The 17,340-nt window shown below is 61.8% G+C and carries 14 protein-coding genes; 5 read left to right on the top strand and 9 right to left on the bottom strand.

The annotated features are described in order from the left end of the window. Nucleotides 1-159: 159 nt before the first annotated feature. From CIB54_RS02515 to CIB54_RS02505, 3 genes are read left to right on the top strand one after another with little or no spacing between them, the layout of a single operon-like run. The gene (locus CIB54_RS02515; protein WP_101218458.1) at nt 160-2,085 is read left to right on the top strand and encodes an IucA/IucC family protein; all 1,926 of its coding nucleotides are present in this window, start codon (nt 160-162) and stop codon (nt 2,083-2,085) included. Continuing rightward, nucleotides 2,075-3,301 (top strand): MFS transporter, encoded by a 1,227-nt coding sequence (locus CIB54_RS02510; RefSeq protein WP_065949728.1) that lies wholly within the window; start codon nt 2,075-2,077, stop codon nt 3,299-3,301. The genes CIB54_RS02515 and CIB54_RS02510 overlap by 11 nt, the downstream gene beginning before the upstream one ends. Continuing rightward, nucleotides 3,298-5,415: a TonB-dependent receptor gene (locus tag CIB54_RS02505; protein WP_101218456.1), complete on the top strand. Its 2,118-nt coding sequence runs from the start codon at nt 3,298-3,300 to the stop codon at nt 5,413-5,415. Before CIB54_RS02510 ends, CIB54_RS02505 begins: the two co-directional genes overlap by 4 nt. A 65-nt stretch (nt 5,416-5,480) precedes the next feature. On the opposite strand, the gene CIB54_RS02500 is transcribed toward CIB54_RS02505, so the two are convergent. The 7 genes from CIB54_RS02500 to CIB54_RS02470 form a co-directional block, all read right to left on the bottom strand. Then, on the bottom strand, nt 5,481-6,026 hold the full coding sequence (locus tag CIB54_RS02500) for a DUF2058 domain-containing protein (RefSeq protein ID WP_014719402.1): 546 nt from the start codon (nt 6,024-6,026) through the stop codon (nt 5,481-5,483). A gap of 25 nt (nt 6,027-6,051) precedes the next feature. Further along, nucleotides 6,052-6,885 (bottom strand): nucleoside triphosphate pyrophosphohydrolase, encoded by an 834-nt coding sequence (gene mazG / locus CIB54_RS02495; protein WP_101218454.1) that lies wholly within the window; start codon nt 6,883-6,885, stop codon nt 6,052-6,054. 143 nt (nt 6,886-7,028) lie between these two features. Continuing rightward, the gene (gene relA, locus CIB54_RS02490; protein WP_065893746.1) at nt 7,029-9,275 is read right to left on the bottom strand and encodes a GTP diphosphokinase; all 2,247 of its coding nucleotides are present in this window, start codon (nt 9,273-9,275) and stop codon (nt 7,029-7,031) included. Nucleotides 9,276-9,395: 120 nt separating this feature from the next. After that, nucleotides 9,396-10,748 (bottom strand): 23S rRNA (uracil(1939)-C(5))-methyltransferase RlmD, encoded by a 1,353-nt coding sequence (rlmD, locus tag CIB54_RS02485; RefSeq protein WP_065949731.1) that lies wholly within the window; start codon nt 10,746-10,748, stop codon nt 9,396-9,398. Next, the gene (gene cysM, locus CIB54_RS02480) at nt 10,748-11,650 is read right to left on the bottom strand and encodes a cysteine synthase CysM (protein WP_101218452.1); all 903 of its coding nucleotides are present in this window, start codon (nt 11,648-11,650) and stop codon (nt 10,748-10,750) included. The genes rlmD and cysM overlap by 1 nt, the downstream gene beginning before the upstream one ends. 238 nt (nt 11,651-11,888) lie before the next feature. Continuing rightward, a complete protein-coding gene (locus CIB54_RS02475) occupies nt 11,889-12,488 on the bottom strand; it encodes a tRNA-uridine aminocarboxypropyltransferase (protein WP_101218450.1) in 600 nt (199 codons plus the stop codon). A gap of 8 nt (nt 12,489-12,496) precedes the next feature. Beyond that, entirely contained in the window at nt 12,497-13,390 is an 894-nt protein-coding gene (locus CIB54_RS02470) for a LysR family transcriptional regulator (RefSeq protein ID WP_101218448.1), read from the bottom strand. Nucleotides 13,391-13,544: 154 nt separating this feature from the next. Here CIB54_RS02470 and speB point away from each other — a divergent pair, with 154 nt between their 5' ends. Continuing rightward, nucleotides 13,545-14,495 carry an agmatinase gene (speB, locus tag CIB54_RS02465; protein WP_065949735.1) on the top strand — a complete coding sequence of 317 codons (951 nt, stop codon included), beginning with the start codon at nt 13,545-13,547 and terminating at the stop codon, nt 14,493-14,495. Nucleotides 14,496-14,661: 166 nt separating this feature from the next. Then, nucleotides 14,662-16,044 carry a sodium:solute symporter family protein gene (locus CIB54_RS02460; RefSeq protein ID WP_101218446.1) on the top strand — a complete coding sequence of 461 codons (1,383 nt, stop codon included), beginning with the start codon at nt 14,662-14,664 and terminating at the stop codon, nt 16,042-16,044. Nucleotides 16,045-16,161: 117 nt separating this feature from the next. On the opposite strand, the gene CIB54_RS27805 is transcribed toward CIB54_RS02460, so the two are convergent. Further along, the gene (locus CIB54_RS27805; RefSeq protein ID WP_017737772.1) at nt 16,162-16,284 is read right to left on the bottom strand and encodes a PA1414 family protein; all 123 of its coding nucleotides are present in this window, start codon (nt 16,282-16,284) and stop codon (nt 16,162-16,164) included. A gap of 143 nt (nt 16,285-16,427) precedes the next feature. Then, nucleotides 16,428-17,321, bottom strand: coding sequence for a putrescine utilization regulator PtrR (gene ptrR, locus CIB54_RS02455; protein ID WP_101218444.1), 894 nt, complete (start codon nt 17,319-17,321; stop codon nt 16,428-16,430). Nucleotides 17,322-17,340: the final 19 nt, after the last annotated feature.

Raw genomic sequence — 17,340 nt, 5'->3', positions numbered from 1 at the left:
ACCCCGCCTTTTGAGCGGGGTTTTCGTTTTTAGAAAACGCCCTCGCCGCCCTGAATAATCGTTTCCGCAAAAAGCGTAACAACAAATAGACATTTGGTAATGATTCTCGATAGTATCGCTGCGCTTTTACTCGACCCCACGGAAACGGAGTTTGACTTGATGCACGGACATGTCACCACACCGGAAAAATCCCTGCTTGACCGCTGGGGTGAAGCACTCGCCACCCGTCAATTCCAAGCCAGGCACATTACGATCGATACGCTTGTCGCAACCCTGGCGCCAGCCTGCGAACGCAGTTTCCAGCGCCTGATCCAGGCACTGTTTCGTGAAGGCCTGCTTGATCCGGACACACTCAGCCATGACGAACACGGCCACGGCTGGCTGACGCTGCCCGACCAGACCCGCGTGCGCTTCGAGCATCTGCGCCGCGGCCGCATGGCCAGCTGGGATTTGCGCGGCAAGGTCAGCGTGGTGCGGGCTGGGCAGCCCGAACAGAGAATCCAATTCCCGTCGCAGTTGCTGACCTTACTGAACACCCGCCTCCAATCGTCTGCCGAGCCAGAGGTCCTGGACCGCCTCAACACAGAAATCGACGACAGCTTCATCAACGATACCCTGTGCCTGGCCTTTCACGAGCAATGGACGCTCCAGTTGCAGGCCGCAATGGACCCTGTGCATCAGGGCAACCTGCTCGGCTATCTGAAGAATGACCCTGGCGTTGGCAACCCGACGTCAGTGCTTGAGCAATGGGGTACGCTCGGCCATCCCTGGCACCCGAACTACAAGACGAAGCTGGGTCTGGGAACGGAACAGGTGATCGATTTCTCACCGGAGTTCGAAGCGCGCTTCCCGGTATTGCTGTGTGCCCTGCACCGCCAGTACGCCCACGTCGAAAGCCTGGGCGGTACCGCGGACTACTGGCAGTGGTGGCAACACCAGTTCCCGCAGGCTGCCCGCCAACTGACGGCGCACCTGACCGCCCAGGGCCTTGAGGCCAGCGATTATCTGCCGCTGCCTGCCCACCCCTGGCAAGCTCGCCAGGAGTTACCGCAGCTGTTCGCCAATGAGATCGCCGATCGGCTGCTGGTGCTGACCGACATCGTTGCCTTCACGGCCCACCCGACCATGTCGTTCAGGACCGTCCTGCCTGAAGGCCGCAGCGACGCGCCAATGGTCAAGCTCCCGGTTTCACTGCGCCTGACCAGCGTGCAGCGCACGGTGTCACCACGCTCGGCGCGCATGGGCCCGCGCATCAGCCATCTGCTGCAGACCATTATGGCGCGCGAGCCCGACATCCAGCGCCTGCTCAGCATCGTGCCCGAACGCCTCGGCGTGCATTTCAAACCACAACCGGTAAATGACGAGCACTCCCGTCACCTGGCTGTGCTCTACCGCGACAACCCGCAAAGCCTGCTCGAAACGGGCGAGATGGCCATTCCGGTAGGCAGCCTGTTTGCCACCGACCACCATGGGCAGCCGCTGCTGCGGCAGTGGGTGCGCCTGAGTAAAGGCACTGACGACGCACAGGCCATCCGCGCATTCTTCAAGGACTACGCATCCATCGCAGTGCCCGCCCTGCTGGGCATGTACCTGCGCTATGGCGTGGCCTTCGAGGCCCATCAACAGAACTCCTTTATGGTGATGGGCGCAGACGGGCACGTCAGCCGCCTGCTGTTGCGCGATTTCGGCGATATCCGCATCGACCGCAAAACCCTGCACGCCCAAGGCCTGGACATCGAATTGCATGACCCGAAGATGACCTTGTACGACGATGCGGGTTTCGTGCGTGACAAGTTGCTGCACACGGTGTTCATGTGCCATTTGGGCGAGTTGGTGTTGCTCTGCGCGCGCCACTTCGAGATTGCCCAGGCACTGCTGTGGGACGAACTGTCAGCGCAAGTCAGCCAGTGCTTCGATGACGTGCGCAGCCAGGTCGAACCACAACGCTGGCTGACCGAACGCGCCGCATTGCTGGAACAGGACTGGCCGGCCAAGTCGTTTATGCGCATGCGTCTGATGGAAAGCCATGCCGACATCGTCGGGCGTCTGCCCAACCCGTTGAGCACTGCCGCCCATGTCGGCTAACAGCACTGCGCTGCGCTTGCTGGTAGTGATTCAGTTGGTGTCGATGGGTGCCATGGAAATGAGCGGGCCGTTCTGGCCCTTGCAGATCCAGAAATTGCTTGGCACTGCGAACGCCCACTACACCGGCCTGCTTTCTTCGCTGGTGTACGCCGGGCCGATGATGGCGGCGATGATCCTCACGCCCATGTGGGGGCGTCTGGGTGACCGTACAGGTCACAAGCCAATGATCCTGCGCGCGCTGCTGGCGCTGGCGCTATGCCAGGCGCTGGCCGCCGTCACTGACGACCCTTGGCTGCTGGTGCTCGTCCGTGTGGCGCAAGGCGCGTTGGCCGGCTTCATCGCGGCAGCCCAGGCCTATGCACTGGCCTGCTGCGGCGACGGCGGTCGCGGGCATATTCTGGCCCGGCTGCAATCCGCCACCGCCGTGGGCTCCCTGGCCGGGCCGGTGTTGGGGGGCTGGCTGATGGATATATCCGGTTTCGCTTTGCTGTGTTACAGCGCCACCGCAGTCTGCCTGATATGCGCAATAATCAGCGTGTTCCTACCCAGCGACTCACCACGCTCGAGACCCGCACTCACGTCCAAGCCTGCTGCGCTTCCCAAAGGTTGGCTTGGCGCGATGCTGGGAATCATCGTATTGATCCAGGCCGCCAAGATGATGCCGCAACCGTTCTACGCGTTGTATGTTGCCGATGTTCTGCATGCGCCCGCATGGCTGATCGGCGCCAGCTACGCCGCCAGCGCGCTGACCCTGGCGCTGTCCGCGCCGCTGTGGGGCCGTTTGTTTGACCGGCACTCACCCGCACGCACGCTGCACATCATCGAATGGGTCACCTGGTTCTGCGCCCTGACCCTGGCCTTCACGGCGTTGGCCGGCGAATGGCTGGGGTTCCTTGCCAGCCGCCTGCTGTGGGGCGTGTGGCAGGGCGCGTTGCTGCCTGTCGCCTACACCTTGATCGCCAACACCGTTGCCCCCAGCCAGCAGGGATTTGCCTTGGGCATGGGCAACAGCGCCGCCAAGGCCGGCGCGTTGTGCGGCGCGCTGTTGGGTGGCATCGGTATGGCAATGGTGGGCCTGGCGCACAGCTTCTGGCTGGTGGCCCTGACGTATGCCTTGGCCGCACTGGGCATCCGCGCGATTCGTTCGTTCACCCGAACACCTGAAATGTCCGATTTTTCTGTCAATACTTCTAATAACTCAAAGGCAAGGTCATGAATACAACACAATGGGCGATTCTGCTGCCCCTGCTGGGGTCGATCAGCGCCCCCGTCTGGGCCGACCAGACTGAGGAGACGCCAGCGGCGAACAACCTGCAGTTACAGGCCACGGTGGTCTCGGCCACGCGCAGTGAAACCAGCATCGCGGCGATCCCGGGCTCGGTGCAGGTTATCGACGAAGAACAGATCCGCCAGCAGACGTCGGCGGGACGCCGGGTTGCCGATATCCTCGGGCAACTGGTCCCCGGCATCGCCCCCTCCAGCGGCGGCATGAGCAACTTCGGCCAGACGCTGCGCGGGCGCAATACGCTGATCCTGATCGACGGGGTATCCCAGAACGCCACGCGCGACAACTTCCGCCAGCTCAACAGCGTGGCGCCGGAAAGTATCGAGCGCATCGAAGTGATTTCCGGCGCCAGCAGTGTCTACGGCGCCGGCGCATCGGGCGGCATCATCAACATCATCACCAAGCGCAACACAGGTGAAGACCTGGCCTTCAGCAGCAAGATCGGCATGACCGCCGGCGACAACCTCAGCCGCAAAGGCTTTTCCTACCAGGCCTTCCAGAGCGCAACAGGCCGCCAGGGCCCGCTGGACTGGTATGTGTCGGGCAACACGGTGCAACGCAACGACCAGTTCGACGGCAACGGCAAGCGCATTCCCCAGGACACGTCCCAGGGCAGCAACATGGACACCGACACCTATGACCTGCAAGGTCGCTTCGGCTACGCGCTCGATGACGACAAGAAGATCAGCCTGTCGCTGCAGGACTATAAAGACGAACAGGACACCCGCTATACCAAGAACCCGCGCATCACCAGCGAGGCCGTCGCGGTCAAAGGCCTGGACCTGGACGACCAGCCGTCCACCCACAATCAGGCGGTCAACCTCAATTACGCCGACAAGGACTTCTACGGCCAGGGCCTGCAGGTGGAAAGTTACTGGCGCCGCGCGGATGCGTTGTTCTTCCCGGACCTGTCCAGGGGCCGGGCAGGCGTCTCGGACAACAACAGCGTGCAAGACGTGTATGGCTTGCGCGCAGCCATCGACACACAGATGCCGGACATCGGCCCCGCCACCGGCAACCTGGTGTGGGGCGCCGACTACGATCACGAAACCTCGCGCCAACGCGGCGACCAATACCGGGTCAACGGCCTGACGTACACCAAGACCGGTACCACCTTCGAGTTGGGCCCGGACATCCAGACCACCACCAAGGCGATCTTCGGCCAACTGTCCTATGACATCGGCGACTGGACCTTGCGCGGTGGCGTGCGCCGCGAATGGATCCAGAGCGAAGTCGACGACAGCATCGCCTACGGCGAAATCGTTCAGACGGGCAACCGCGCGACGCTGCCGGGCGGCACCCTCAAATATGACGACACCCTCTACAACCTCGGCGCGGTGTACCACCTGAGTGAAAACCAGGACGTGTTCGCCAACTTCAGCCAGGGCTTCTCCCTGCCGGATATCCAGCGTTTCCTGCGTGACGTCAACAGCACGTACAACATCCAGGACCTCAATGCCCAGGCGCTGAAGGTCGACAGCTATGAACTGGGCTGGCGTGGCAACTGGGACAAGTGGCTGGCCAATGTCACGGCGTATGAAAACACCTCGGACGTCACGCAGTTCTACGATGCCAATGACCGCGTACTGCGCCTGATCAACCAGAAAGAGCGCGTGCGCGGTATCGAAACCAGCCTGACGTACAACGTCACCGATCAGTGGTCGGTAGGCGGCACGTACGCGTACGCCAAAGGTGAAACCCAGCAGAACGGCAAATGGATCGACCTGCCCGCCACGCGTATTTCCCCGGCCAAGGCCACCGCCTTCGTCGGCTATCAGCGTGACGACTACAGCCTGCGCTTGCAGGGCATGCGTCTGGCCAATTACGACGCGGCCTTCAAGGACAACAACGGTCGCGATATCCAGGGCTACACCCTGGTTGACCTGCTGGGCTCGGTCAGGCTGCCGGTCGGTCGCCTCGAAGGTGCGGTGTACAACCTCACCAACCGCAACTATCAGAACATGTTCGCCCAGGCCAACGCCCGCGCACCGTATCCGAATGCCGAAGGTCGCACCTTCAGCTTGAGCTACGCGGTGGATTGGTAACCGGCAGGCGCTGCACGGTAAAACACAAACCCCGCCTGTTGGCGGGGTTTGTCGTTTCTACAGCCTTACCACATCAGATCATCCGGGATCTGGTAGGCGGCGTACGGATCATCCTCATCCGGCACCTGGCTTTCGGTCAGGATATTGAGCTGCACGATACGTTCCGGCGCGCGCTCCTGGATCTTCAGCGCGGCTTCGCGCGGGATCACTTCGTAGCCGCCGCCGTGGTGCACGATGGCCAGGGAGCCATTGCTCAGTTTATTGCGCATCAGCGTGTTGACCGACAGGCGCTTGACCTTCTTGTCATCCACAAAGTTGTAATAGTCCTCGGTGGTCAACTTTGGCAGCCGTGAGGTTTCGATCAATTGCTTGACCTGGGCCGTACGGGCCTTGGCCTCGGCTTTTTCCTGCTGCTGGCGGTTCAGTTCCTGGTCGCGCTTGACCTTCTCGGCGTGCGCCTCGGCCGCCAGGCGCGCCTGGGTGTCATCGACCTCAGCCTGACCCTTGTGGACCAGCCGCTGCTGTTTCTGCTTCTCTTTGCCGACCTGCTTGGCCTGCTTTTGGTTGACCAGACCTGCTTTGAGCAACTGGTCGCGAAGGGAAAGGCTCATGGTGCTTACTCACTTGGGCAACTGCTCAACCGCAGCTGGATATAGTCTTTTCCTGGCGTTTGGCTTCGCCCCACAGGGCGTCCAACGTTTCGAGGGTGCAATCTTCTATGGGTTGCTGTGTATCGCGCAATGCCTGTTCGATAAATCGGAAACGTCGCTCGAACTTGGCATTGGCGCCGCGCAGCGCGGTTTCAGGGTCGACCTTGAGGTGACGGGCCAGGTTGACCGCTGCGAACAGCAGGTCGCCGACCTCATCGGCAATCGCTGCCGAGTCGTTATCGGCCATGGCTTCGAGCACTTCATCCAGCTCTTCGCGTACGTTATCCACCACCGGCAACGCGGACGGCCAGTCGAAACCCACCTGACTGGCGCGCTTTTGCAATTTCGCGGCGCGGGACAGCGATGGCAAGGCGGTGGGCACGTCATCAAGCAGGGACAGTTGCTCGGGCGCGTCGGATTTTTCCGCGCGCTCCTCGGCCTTGATCTGCTCCCAGCGCTGCTTGACCTGCTCCTCGCTCAACCGCGGGATATCCAGCGGTGCGTAAAGATCGCCGGTAGGAAACACATGGGGATGACGCCGGATCAACTTGCGGGTGATGCTGTCGATCACGCCGGCAAATTCGAAGCGCCCATCTTCGCGCGCCAGCTGGCTGTAATACACCACCTGGAACAGCAGGTCGCCCAGCTCACCTTGCAGATGATCGAAGTCGCCGCGCTCGATGGCATCGGCCACCTCGTAGGCTTCTTCAAGGGTATGCGGCACGATACTGGCGTAGGTTTGCTTGATATCCCACGGGCATCCGTATTGCGGGTCGCGCAGGCGGTTCATCAGGTGTAGCAGGTCATCTAGTGAATACATTGATCTCTTTCCAATCAGGTATGAACACCGCCGATCCAATGTGGGAGGGGGCTTGCCCCCGATGGGGAAGGATCAGCCGACACCTGTATTGACTGACCCACCGCTATCGGGGGCAAGCCCCCTCCCACATTATTTGACTGCGTTCAACCAGGGGTGCGATTACGCCGCGTCTCAATGATGTTCGGCAGCTGGGAAATCCGCCCCAGCAACCGCCCCAGCGCGTCCAGCCCCGGAATCTCGATGGTCAGGGACATCAGCGCGGTGTTGTCCTCTTTGTTCGAACGGGTGTTGACCGCAAGTACGTTGATCCGCTCATTGAGCAGCACTTGCGAGACGTCACGCAGCAAACCGGAACGGTCGTAGGCGCGAATGATGATGTCCACCGGGTAGGTGAGCACCGGCACCGGGCCCCAACTGACCTGGATGATCCGCTCCGGCTCGCGCCCGCCCAGCTGCAGCACCGAGGCGCAGTCCTGGCGGTGAATGCTCACGCCGCGGCCCTGGGTGATGTAGCCGACGATGGCGTCGCCCGGCAACGGCTGGCAGCAACCGGCCATCTGCGTCATCAGGTTGCCCACGCCCTGGATCTGGATATCGCCGCGCTTGCCGGGCTTGTAGCCGGTGGCCTTGCGCGGGATCAGCTCCAGCTGTTCGTTGCCACGCTCCGGCTCCACCAGTTGCTGGGCCAGGTTGACCAATTGGGCCAGACGCAAGTCGCCGGCACCGAGGGCGGCGAACATGTCTTCGGCAATCTTCATGTTGGCCTTTTCGGCCAGCTTGTCGAAGTCCACCTGGGGCAGGCCCAGGCGTGCCAGTTCGCGTTCGAGCAGGGTCTTGCCGGCGGCGACGTTCTGGTCGCGGGCCTGCAGCTTGAACCAGTGGACGATCTTCGCCCGTGCCCGTGAGGTGGTGATATACCCCAGGTTGGGGTTCAGCCAGTCGCGGCTCGGCGTGCCGTGCTTGCTGGTGATGATCTCGACCTGCTCACCGGTTTGCAGGCTGTAGTTGAGCGGTACGATGCGCCCGTTGATCTTGGCGCCACGGCAGTTGTGGCCGATTTCGGTGTGCACGCGGTAAGCGAAGTCCAGCGGCGTGGCGCCCTTGGGCAAGTCGATGGCGTGACCGTCGGGGGTGAAGATGTAGACCCGGTCCGGTTCGATATCCACGCGCAGCTGTTCGGCCAGGCCGCCGATATCGCCGAGTTCTTCGTGCCACTCCAGTACTTGGCGCAGCCAGGAGATCTTCTCTTCGTACTGGTTCGACCCGGCCTTGACGTCGGTGCCCTTGTAACGCCAATGCGCGCAGACGCCCAGCTCCGCCTCTTCATGCATGGCATGGGTGCGGATCTGCACTTCCAGCACCTTGCCCTCAGGACCGATCACCGCCGTGTGCAGCGAGCGATAGCCGTTTTCCTTGGGGTTGGCGATGTAGTCGTCAAATTCCTTGGGGATGTGACGCCACAGGGTATGGACGATCCCCAGCGCGGTGTAGCAATCGCGCATTTCCGGCACCAGCACACGCACGGCTCGCACGTCGTAGATCTGGCTGAACGCCAGGCCCTTGCGCTGCATTTTGCGCCAGATGGAATAGATGTGCTTGGCGCGGCCGCTGATGTCGGCATCGACGCCGGTGGCCTGCAACTCGGCGCGCAACTGGCCCATCACGTCGCTGATAAAGCGCTCGCGGTCAAGCCGCCGCTCATGCAGCAGCGTGGCAATCTGTTTGTATTGATCGGGTTCGAGGTAGCGGAAGGACAGGTCCTCCAGCTCCCATTTGATATGACCGATACCCAGGCGGTGCGCCAGCGGCGCGTAGATGTCGAAGACTTCGCGGGCAACGCGGTTGCGCTTTTCGTCGTCGGCGGTCTTCACCGCACGGATCGCGCAGGTACGTTCAGCCAGCTTGATCAGCGCGACGCGGACGTCGTCGACCATCGCCACCAGCATCTTGCGCAGGTTTTCCACCTGGCCCTGGGTACCCAGCACCATGGACTGGCGCGGGCTGAGGCTGGCACTGATGGCCGCCATGCGCAGCACGCCGTCGATCAGCTTGGCCACCACCGCGCCGAAACGCTGGCTGACGGTCGGCAACGGGATATGTCCTTCGCGCACGCCGCGATAGAGCACGGCGGCAATCAGCGAATCCTGGTCCAGCTTGAGATCGGCCAGGATCTCGGCGATTTCCAACCCGGTACGAAAGCTTGAAGTGCCCTCCGCCCACAGGTTCTTGGCCGCATTGTCCTGCTGCTCAGACTCACGAGCGAACTCGCAGGCTGCTTTCAAGGCTTCACGGTCCAGTGCCGGGTCGACACTGACGGCATGATCCAGCCATGCCTCGAGATTGATACTGCCGTCGGTGTTGATCGGCTGGTGTGCTCTCACCTGTACCATCTTGCTTACCTTCCCTACGACGCACCTTGGATGCGCCAAAAATCATCGCCGACCTTGCTGCAGATTCCCTGGCAGTTCACGGCCCTGGAGACTGCAGGCCAGTCGGATTAAACGGGCATCCTAGCCCGCTTCAAATAACGCCATGGCCTCGACATGCGCTGTCTGCGGAAACATGTCGAGGATCCCGGCACGCTTTAGCCGGTAGCCTTGCTTGACCAATTCAACCGTGTCCCGCGCCAGCGTCGCCGGATTGCAGGACACATACACCAGGCGCCTGGCGCCCAGGGTGGCAAGTCTGCGCACAACTTCCTGGGCACCGTCGCGCGGTGGGTCCAAGAGTACCGCAGAAAAGCCTGGTTTGGCCCATTCCGCGTCAGTCAGGGGCTGGGACAAATCGGCCTGAAAAAACCGCGCGTTATGCAAATTGTTGCTTACGGCGTTCTGTGCCGCGCGTTCCACCATGGTCTGCACGCCCTCCACGGCAACGACTTCGCGGACCTGTCTGGCCAGTGGCAGGGCAAAATTGCCCAGCCCGCAAAACAGATCCAGCACCCGTTCATCGGGTTGCGGCGCCAACCATTCCAGGGCCTGGGCGACCATCGCCTCGTTGACCCCGGCGTTGACCTGCACAAAATCACCCGGCCGGTACGCCAGCTCCAGGTCCCATGCCTCCAGGCGGAAACCGAGCGTGCGACCCGGCTCGACCGGCTCCGGCTGGCCCTCGCCATGCAGCCACAACTGGGCATCATGGAAGCTGCAAAATTCTTTCAACACCTGCATGTCCGCCTCGGACAGCGGTGCCATATGCCGCAGCAACACGGCGATGGACGTTCCACTGAACAATTCCACATGCCCCAACGCCTGAGGCTTGCTCAAGCGGCGCAGCATGTTCGGCAGACGCTGCATGATCGGCTGCAAGGCCTGTACCAGGACCGGGCAATCATCGATGGCGACGATGTCCTGGCTGGCCACGGCACGAAAACCGACCTCCAGGTGTTTGGCCTTGGCATCCCAACGCACGGCCACGCGGGCGCGGCGACGGTAGCCGAATTCCGGCCCGCTCAACGGCGCAGCCCACGCTTGCGGCTCCACACCGGCCACACGGGACAATTGCTCGGCGAGCATGCGCTGTTTCAGCGCAAGTTGTTCGGCATGGGGCAGGTGTTGGACGCTGCAGCCGCCACAGCGGCCAAAATGCGCACACGGCGCCGGGCGACGCAGTTCGCTGGCCGTGAACACACGCTCGGTGCGCGCCTCGACCACCTTGCCGTGGGCGCCGAGCACCCGCGCTTCCACCTCTTCGCCGGCCAGCGCACCGTTGACGAACCAGGTACGCCCTTCGAAAAACACAATGCCGCGTCCGTCATTGGCCAGGCGTTCGATGGTCAGGCGTTGCTTCTTGCCCACCGGAATCTGCGGAGCCCGGCTGCCGCCCGTCGGTTGAAAGCGCAGGCCTCTCTCGTGCTTGGCCATCAGTTGGGTTCGTCGAAAATGCCGGTCGACAGGTAGCGGTCGCCTCGGTCACAGATGATCGCGACGATCACCGCGTTTTCCACCTCTTTGGACAAGCGCAACATACCGGCCACGGCGCCACCGGACGACACACCGCAGAAGATGCCCTCTTCACGGGCCAGGCGGCGGGTGGTGTATTCGGCTTCACGCTGGGCCATGTCGATGATGCGGTCCACGCGCGTGGCGTTGTAGATCCTGGGCAAATACTCTTCGGGCCAGCGGCGGATGCCGGGGATGGCCGCGCCTTCCATCGGTTGCAGGCCGACGATCTGAATCGCCGGATTCTGCTCCTTGAGGTAGCGCGAATTGCCCATGATGGTGCCGGTGGTGCCCATGGAGCTGACGAAATGCGTGATGGTGCCCTGGGTCTGGCGCCAGATTTCCGGGCCGGTGCTGGTGTAGTGCGCTTCGGGGTTATCACCGTTGGCAAACTGGTCCAGCACCACGCCACGGCCTTCGGCGGCCATGCGTTCGGCGAGGTCGCGCGCGCCCTCCATGCCTTCTTCCTGGGTGACCAGGATCAGCTGTGCGCCATAAGCGGTCATCGCCGCCTTGCGCTCGGCGCTGCCGTTGTCGGGCATGATCAGCACCATCTTGTAACCCTTGATCGCGGCGGCCATGGCCAGGGCGATCCCGGTATTACCCGAGGTGGCTTCGATCAGCGTGTCCCCCGGCTTGATCTGCCCGCGCAGTTCGGCGCGGCTGATCATCGACAGCGCCGGACGGTCCTTGACGGAACCGGCGGGGTTGTTGCCTTCAAGCTTGAGCAACAGGGTATTGCTGGTTTCACCCGCCATGCGTTGCAAGCGGACCAGGGGCGTGTTGCCGACGCAATCGGCGATTGTTGGGTACTGCAAGGTCATGGCGTATTCGCAATCCAGACTGCGGGGGCGGACATCATACCGGGAAAGGTCGGCGGGCCATATCACGCAAAGTGTGGTGCTTATGGCTTATAGGAATAAGGCAAAGAGGTGGAGACTGGGCGGACGCCATCGAGGGCAAGCCCCCCTCCCACACTGGACCGCATTCTCATGTTGGAACGCTGTCAACTACGGGAGGGGGCTTGCCCCCGATGGCCACGCCTCGATAATCCGCCTGGCCCTAGTCCCCACCGCCATGATTTCTCTGAAAAACCTCTTCCCCCATCGCCGCAATCTGCCCCTCGATCAATGCTTCAAAGGGTTTGAGCAGCGTCTCGAACGATGCTGGCGCTTCCAGTACCTGCAACGCTTGCACGATCGCTTCGACCGTCGACAACGCGCCCGGGCCCGGTGCCTTGCGCAGTCGATAGCGCGACACACCGCCATCGGCCAGCGTCACCCGCGGCAACGCCGCCAACAGTGGGTTCAGATGCAGCAACTTGCGCGCCTTACGCCAGGTGCCGTCGGGCACCACCAGCAACAGCGGCTGATCGTTTTGTGCGTAGGCTTGCAGGGGTTGGGCATCGTCGGCCGGAAACAACAGCCGCGCCTGATAACCGGGCGGGTTCAACAGGTTCGCCAAGTCATCGAACACCTCGCCCACCACCAACTGCGCATTGTTCAACCCCAACGCCGCGAGCCGCGCGGTGTTGAGCGCGTGGTTGACCTCGCTCGGATGCTGCAGCAGCAACACGCGGGTGCGACTGTCGAGACGGGGAATCAGCGGGCACAAGCAGTGGCTGACTGGCCTGAGACAACGGGGACACTGGGGTCTGGACATGTTTTTTTTCAGGCCTGGTTGAGCTGGGCTTTAAGTAGATCGCGAAAGGTCTGTATCAGCGGTTCGCGGCTTCGGCCCCGGCGCATGATCATCGAAAACGGCGCCTGGTAGCCAAAGGTGGCCGGCAGCAGCACGCGCAGGTCGCCCTTGTCGGCCCAGGCCTGGGCGTAGTGCTCGGGCAGATAGCCGATGTAGGCCCCCGACAGCACCAGGATCAGCTGCGCCTCCATGCTTTCCACGGTGGCCGCGCTGTGCTTGAAGCCGTGGCGCGCCAGTTCGGCCTGGCTCCAATAACCCCGTCCGACCATACGTTGCTGGGTGATGACCTGCTCGGGAATGCGCCGTTCATTGAACAGCGGGTGCCGGGTGCTGCAATACAGCCAGTGCTGTTCGCGGTACAGCGGCATATAGATCAGCCCGCTCATGCGGTTGGAAAACGCGCCGATGGCCAGGTCCAGGCGATTGTCCTGGACCCCCAGTTGCAGTTCATAAGGGCTCATCACCGACAGATGCAAATGAACCGCCGGGTGTTCGAGGCTGTAGGCACCGATCACCTCAGCGAACGGCAGCGCTTTGTCGCTGACGGTGGAGTCGAGCACGCCGAGCTTGAGCGTGCCGCGCAATTCGCCCTTCAACGCGGCGGCATATTGTTCGAAGCCTTCCAGCTCGGCCAATAAACGCAAGGTTTCCTGATAAAACAGCTCACCCTTGCTGGTCAGGCTGAAGCCGCCCCGCCCGCGATGGCACAGCACCAGGCCCAACACCGATTCCAGCTGGCTCATATAGGTGCTGATGGCTGACGTCGACAGGTTGAGTGCGTGCTGGGCGTTGGCGAACCCCTGGTGCCGCACGACGCTGACGAAGATGCGCAGCAGTTTCAGGTCGGGCAAGGCGTTGGCCATTAAATCTCCGCAGGCGCTCTCATGTGAACCGAGTTTACCCCAGGCTTTAGTTTAGAAAAATCTGAACTAAGTATTTGCCTCTGCCGATTCTTCCCTGCCCTCGCTTTTTACAGAATCGGCCACCTGATAAACACAACAACGATGAGGCAATCCCGTGGACAAGATTTTCCACCAACCACTGGGCGGCAACGAAATGCCGCGCTTCGCCGGCATCGCCACCATGATGCGCCTGCCCCACCTGCAAACGGCCAAGGGCCTGGACGCGGCCTTTATCGGCGTGCCCCTGGACATCGGCACCTCGCTGCGCGCCGGCACCCGCTTCGGACCTCGGGAAATTCGCGCCGAATCGGTGATGATCCGTCCGTACAACATGGCCACCGGTGCTGCGCCGTTCGATTCGCTGTCGGTTGCGGATATCGGCGATGTGGCGATCAATACCTTCAATCTCCTCGACGCCGTGCGCATCATCGAACACGCCTACGATGAAATCCTCGAGCACGACGTCATCCCCATGACCCTGGGTGGCGACCACACCATCACCCTGCCGATCCTGCGGGCGATCCACAAGAAACACGGCAAGGTCGGGCTGGTGCATATCGACGCCCACGCCGACGTCAACGACCATATGTTCGGCGAGAAAATCGCCCACGGCACCACCTTCCGCCGTGCCGTGGAAGAGGGTCTGCTCGATTGTGACCGCGTGGTGCAGATCGGCCTGCGTGCCCAGGGCTACACCGCCGAAGACTTCAACTGGAGCCGCAAGCAGGGCTTCCGTGTGGTCCAGGCCGAAGAATGCTGGCATCACTCGCTCGCGCCGTTGATGGCCGAAGTGCGCGAAAAGGTCGGCGGCGGCCCGGTGTACCTGAGCTTCGACATCGATGGCATCGACCCGGCCTGGGCACCGGGCACCGGCACGCCGGAAATCGGCGGGCTGACCACCATCCAGGCGATCGAGATCATTCGTGGCTGCCAGGGCCTGGACCTGATTGGTTGTGATCTGGTGGAAGTTTCGCCGCCCTATGACACCACCGGCAACACCTCGCTGCTGGGTGCCAACCTGCTGTATGAAATGCTCTGCGTACTGCCTGGCGTGACACATCGCTGATGAACGATGAGCAGTTCCAAAAACAATGAAAACAGTGTCTTCACACTAACAGTCAAGGGGATCGCACAGATCCCCAACCACTGATGTACCTGACCTTGGCTCGCACGTTTGCCGAGCCGACTGCCGCCTGATCGTCCATAAAAAATATAATCGGAGAATCAACGCCATGGCTTTGGATCTATTCGTCGTACTCATCTACACCGCCGGCATGCTGGTGCTCGGCTACTACGGCATGCGCCGCGCCAAGACCCATGAAGATTACCTGGTGGCCGGACGCAACCTGGGGCCATCCCTGTACATGGGCACCATGGCCGCCACGGTATTGGGCGGCGCCTCCACCGTCGGCACCGTGCGCCTGGGTTATGTGCACGGTATTTCCGGTTTCTGGCTGTGCGCCGCACTGGGCGCGGGGATCATTGCGCTGAACCTGTTCCTGGCCAAGCCGCTGTTGAAGCTGAAAATATTCACCGTCACCCAGGTCTTGGAGAAACGCTACAACCCCATGGCTCGCCAGGCCAGTGCAGTGATCATGCTGGCTTACGCACTGATGATTGCAGTGACCTCGATCCTGGCCATCGGCACTGTGCTACACGTGCTGTTCGGCCTGCCGTTCTGGATCTCGGTGCTGCTGGGCGGTGCCGTGGTAGTCGTGTATTCGACCATCGGCGGCATGTGGTCGCTGACCCTGACCGATATCGTGCAGTTCGTGATCAAGACGGTGGGGCTGATGTTCATTCTATTGCCGATCTGCCTGTACCGCGTCGGCGGCTGGGATGAACTGGTGGCCAAGCTGCCGGCATCAAGCTTCAGCTTCACCGCGATCGGCTGGGACACGATCATGACCTACTTCATGATCTACTTCTTCGGCATCCTGATCGGCCAGGATATCTGGCAGCGCGTATTCACCGCCCGCGACGAAAAAGTTGCCCGGCACGCCGGCACCTTCGCCGGGTTCTATTGCATTGTTTATGGCCTGGCATGCGCATTGATCGGCATGGTGGCGCATGTGCTGATCCCGGACCTGGACAACGTCGACAACGCGTTCGCGGCCATCGTCAAAGCCTCGCTGCCGGACGGCATTCGCGGCCTGGTGATTGCTGCTGCCCTGGCGGCGATGATGTCCACGGCCAGCGCCGGCTTGCTCGCCGCCTCCACCGTGCTGACCGAAGACTTGTTGCCACGTTTGCGCAGCGGCAAGCAGTCGAGCCTGGGCGTCAACCGCTTGTTCACCTTGCTGACCGGCATCGCCGTGCTCGGCATCGCACTGGTGGTGAACGATGTAATCAGCGCCCTCACCCTGGCCTATAACCTGCTGGTGGGCGGCATGCTGATCCCGCTGATCGGAGCGATCGTGTGGAAACGCGCGACCACCGCCGGGGCGATTACGTCGATGGGCCTGGGGTTCTTCACCGCGCTGGTATTTATGTTCAAGGATGGGCTGGATGCAAACACGCCGATTTATTACAGCCTCGCGGTGGCGTCGGTGAGTTTTGTGCTGGTGAGTGTGGTGTCGCGTAAACCGGGAGCGGTGGCGGCACGGGTGGCTTGAAACAAATGTGGGAGCGGGCTTGCTCGCGAATGCGGTAAATCAGTCAACTATTTATCGACTGACTCAACGTATTCGCAAGCAAGCCCGCTCCCACCTCAATCCCGAGTTGGCTGGGGCTCAACGCCGACGGGGACGGCGTTGCTCGTCATCGGTGCGAATCGGCACCGGCTGCAGTGGAGGCTCGATCAAGCCCAGCGCAACGCCAAGGTCATGGAGCCAGGTTTGAATTTTCTCTTTCATGATGTGCCCCCTTTGAGGGTAATGCGTGTAGGCGCCCGTTTTGTCGCCCTTTCCTACACTGATAGTAGCCCTAAGTCCTACGTATTGCTTGCGCGAAACCACAACGAACTATTACTGAATGGATCAGGATCCTGACGAATCGTTCAAGCAATCTCGCGCCTGTCTTGCACGCTCTCTGCCTGGCTCGCCTGCTGCAACTCGATCCATGCATTGAGGTTAGCGCCGAGCATACCCTTTCGCCACATCAACCAGGTGGTGGCAGTGGCAAAAGGCCCAGTCAGCGGATGAACGGACACGCTGTCCCTGCCCGGCAGGCTGTCGAGCATGGATTCGGACATCAATGCCACGCCTGAACCGGCGATGACACAGGCGAGCATGCCTTGGTAGGACTCGATCTCGATGGCGCGGCCCATGGCCACACGCTCGTGGGAAAACCACGTCTCCAGGCGGGTCCGATAGGCGCAACTGCGGCGGAAGGTGAAGACCGAGCGGCCGGCCACATCCTGGGGGCCGCGCACCGGCGGGTGGTCGGCCTCGCAAATGATCACCAGGCGCTCTTCGCACAACGGCACGCCGTCCAGCGTGGCAATCGTCAATGGACCATCCACCAGCGCCGCATCCAGCCGCCCGGTGATCAAGCCTTCCAGCAGTTCGCCGCTCGGCGCAGATTGCACCTGCAGGTTCACCCTCGGGTAAGCCTTGTGATAACGCGCCAATAGGGTGGGCAAGTGAATCGCCGCCGTGCTGTACATGCTGCCAAGGACAAAATCACCCGCCGGTTGCCCGCCCTGCACGGCGCCGTGAGCTTCGTCGTGCAGCGCCAATAGACGGGTGCTGTAGTCCAGCAGCACTTTACCCGCAGGAGAAAGTTGCAAGCGCTGGCGTTCACGCACAAACAGCTCCACGCCAAGCTGTTCTTCCATTTGCTTGAGCCGGGTCGACAGGTTCGACGGCACACGGTGCAAGCGCTCGGCGGCGCGGGTAATGGAGCCCTCCTCCGCCACCGCCTGGAAGATGCGCAGTTGACTGAACTCCATAGCCTTTCTCCAAAACTGA

This window comes from Pseudomonas fluorescens (genome assembly GCF_002837185.1).
GTDB classification, from domain to species: domain Bacteria; phylum Pseudomonadota; class Gammaproteobacteria; order Pseudomonadales; family Pseudomonadaceae; genus Aquipseudomonas; species Aquipseudomonas fluorescens_AM.
This window is presented reverse-complemented; position numbering and strand designations above follow the sequence as displayed.

Coding starts and splice junctions, on each gene's coding strand:
- CIB54_RS02515 (WP_101218458.1), top strand. CDS start 160: ATGCACGGACATGTCACCACACCGGAAAAATCCCTGCTTGACCGCTGG.
- CIB54_RS02510 (WP_065949728.1), top strand. CDS start 2,075: ATGTCGGCTAACAGCACTGCGCTGCGCTTGCTGGTAGTGATTCAGTTG.
- CIB54_RS02505 (WP_101218456.1), top strand. CDS start 3,298: ATGAATACAACACAATGGGCGATTCTGCTGCCCCTGCTGGGGTCGATC.
- CIB54_RS02500 (WP_014719402.1), bottom strand. CDS start 6,026: ATGAGCCTTTCCCTTCGCGACCAGTTGCTCAAAGCAGGTCTGGTCAAC.
- mazG (WP_101218454.1), bottom strand. CDS start 6,885: ATGTATTCACTAGATGACCTGCTACACCTGATGAACCGCCTGCGCGAC.
- relA (WP_065893746.1), bottom strand. CDS start 9,275: ATGGTACAGGTGAGAGCACACCAGCCGATCAACACCGACGGCAGTATC.
- rlmD (WP_065949731.1), bottom strand. CDS start 10,748: ATGGCCAAGCACGAGAGAGGCCTGCGCTTTCAACCGACGGGCGGCAGC.
- cysM (WP_101218452.1), bottom strand. CDS start 11,650: ATGACCTTGCAGTACCCAACAATCGCCGATTGCGTCGGCAACACGCCC.
- CIB54_RS02475 (WP_101218450.1), bottom strand. CDS start 12,488: ATGTCCAGACCCCAGTGTCCCCGTTGTCTCAGGCCAGTCAGCCACTGC.
- CIB54_RS02470 (WP_101218448.1), bottom strand. CDS start 13,390: ATGGCCAACGCCTTGCCCGACCTGAAACTGCTGCGCATCTTCGTCAGC.
- CIB54_RS02460 (WP_101218446.1), top strand. CDS start 14,662: ATGGCTTTGGATCTATTCGTCGTACTCATCTACACCGCCGGCATGCTG.
- CIB54_RS27805 (WP_017737772.1), bottom strand. CDS start 16,284: ATGAAAGAGAAAATTCAAACCTGGCTCCATGACCTTGGCGTTGCGCTG.
- ptrR (WP_101218444.1), bottom strand. CDS start 17,321: ATGGAGTTCAGTCAACTGCGCATCTTCCAGGCGGTGGCGGAGGAGGGC.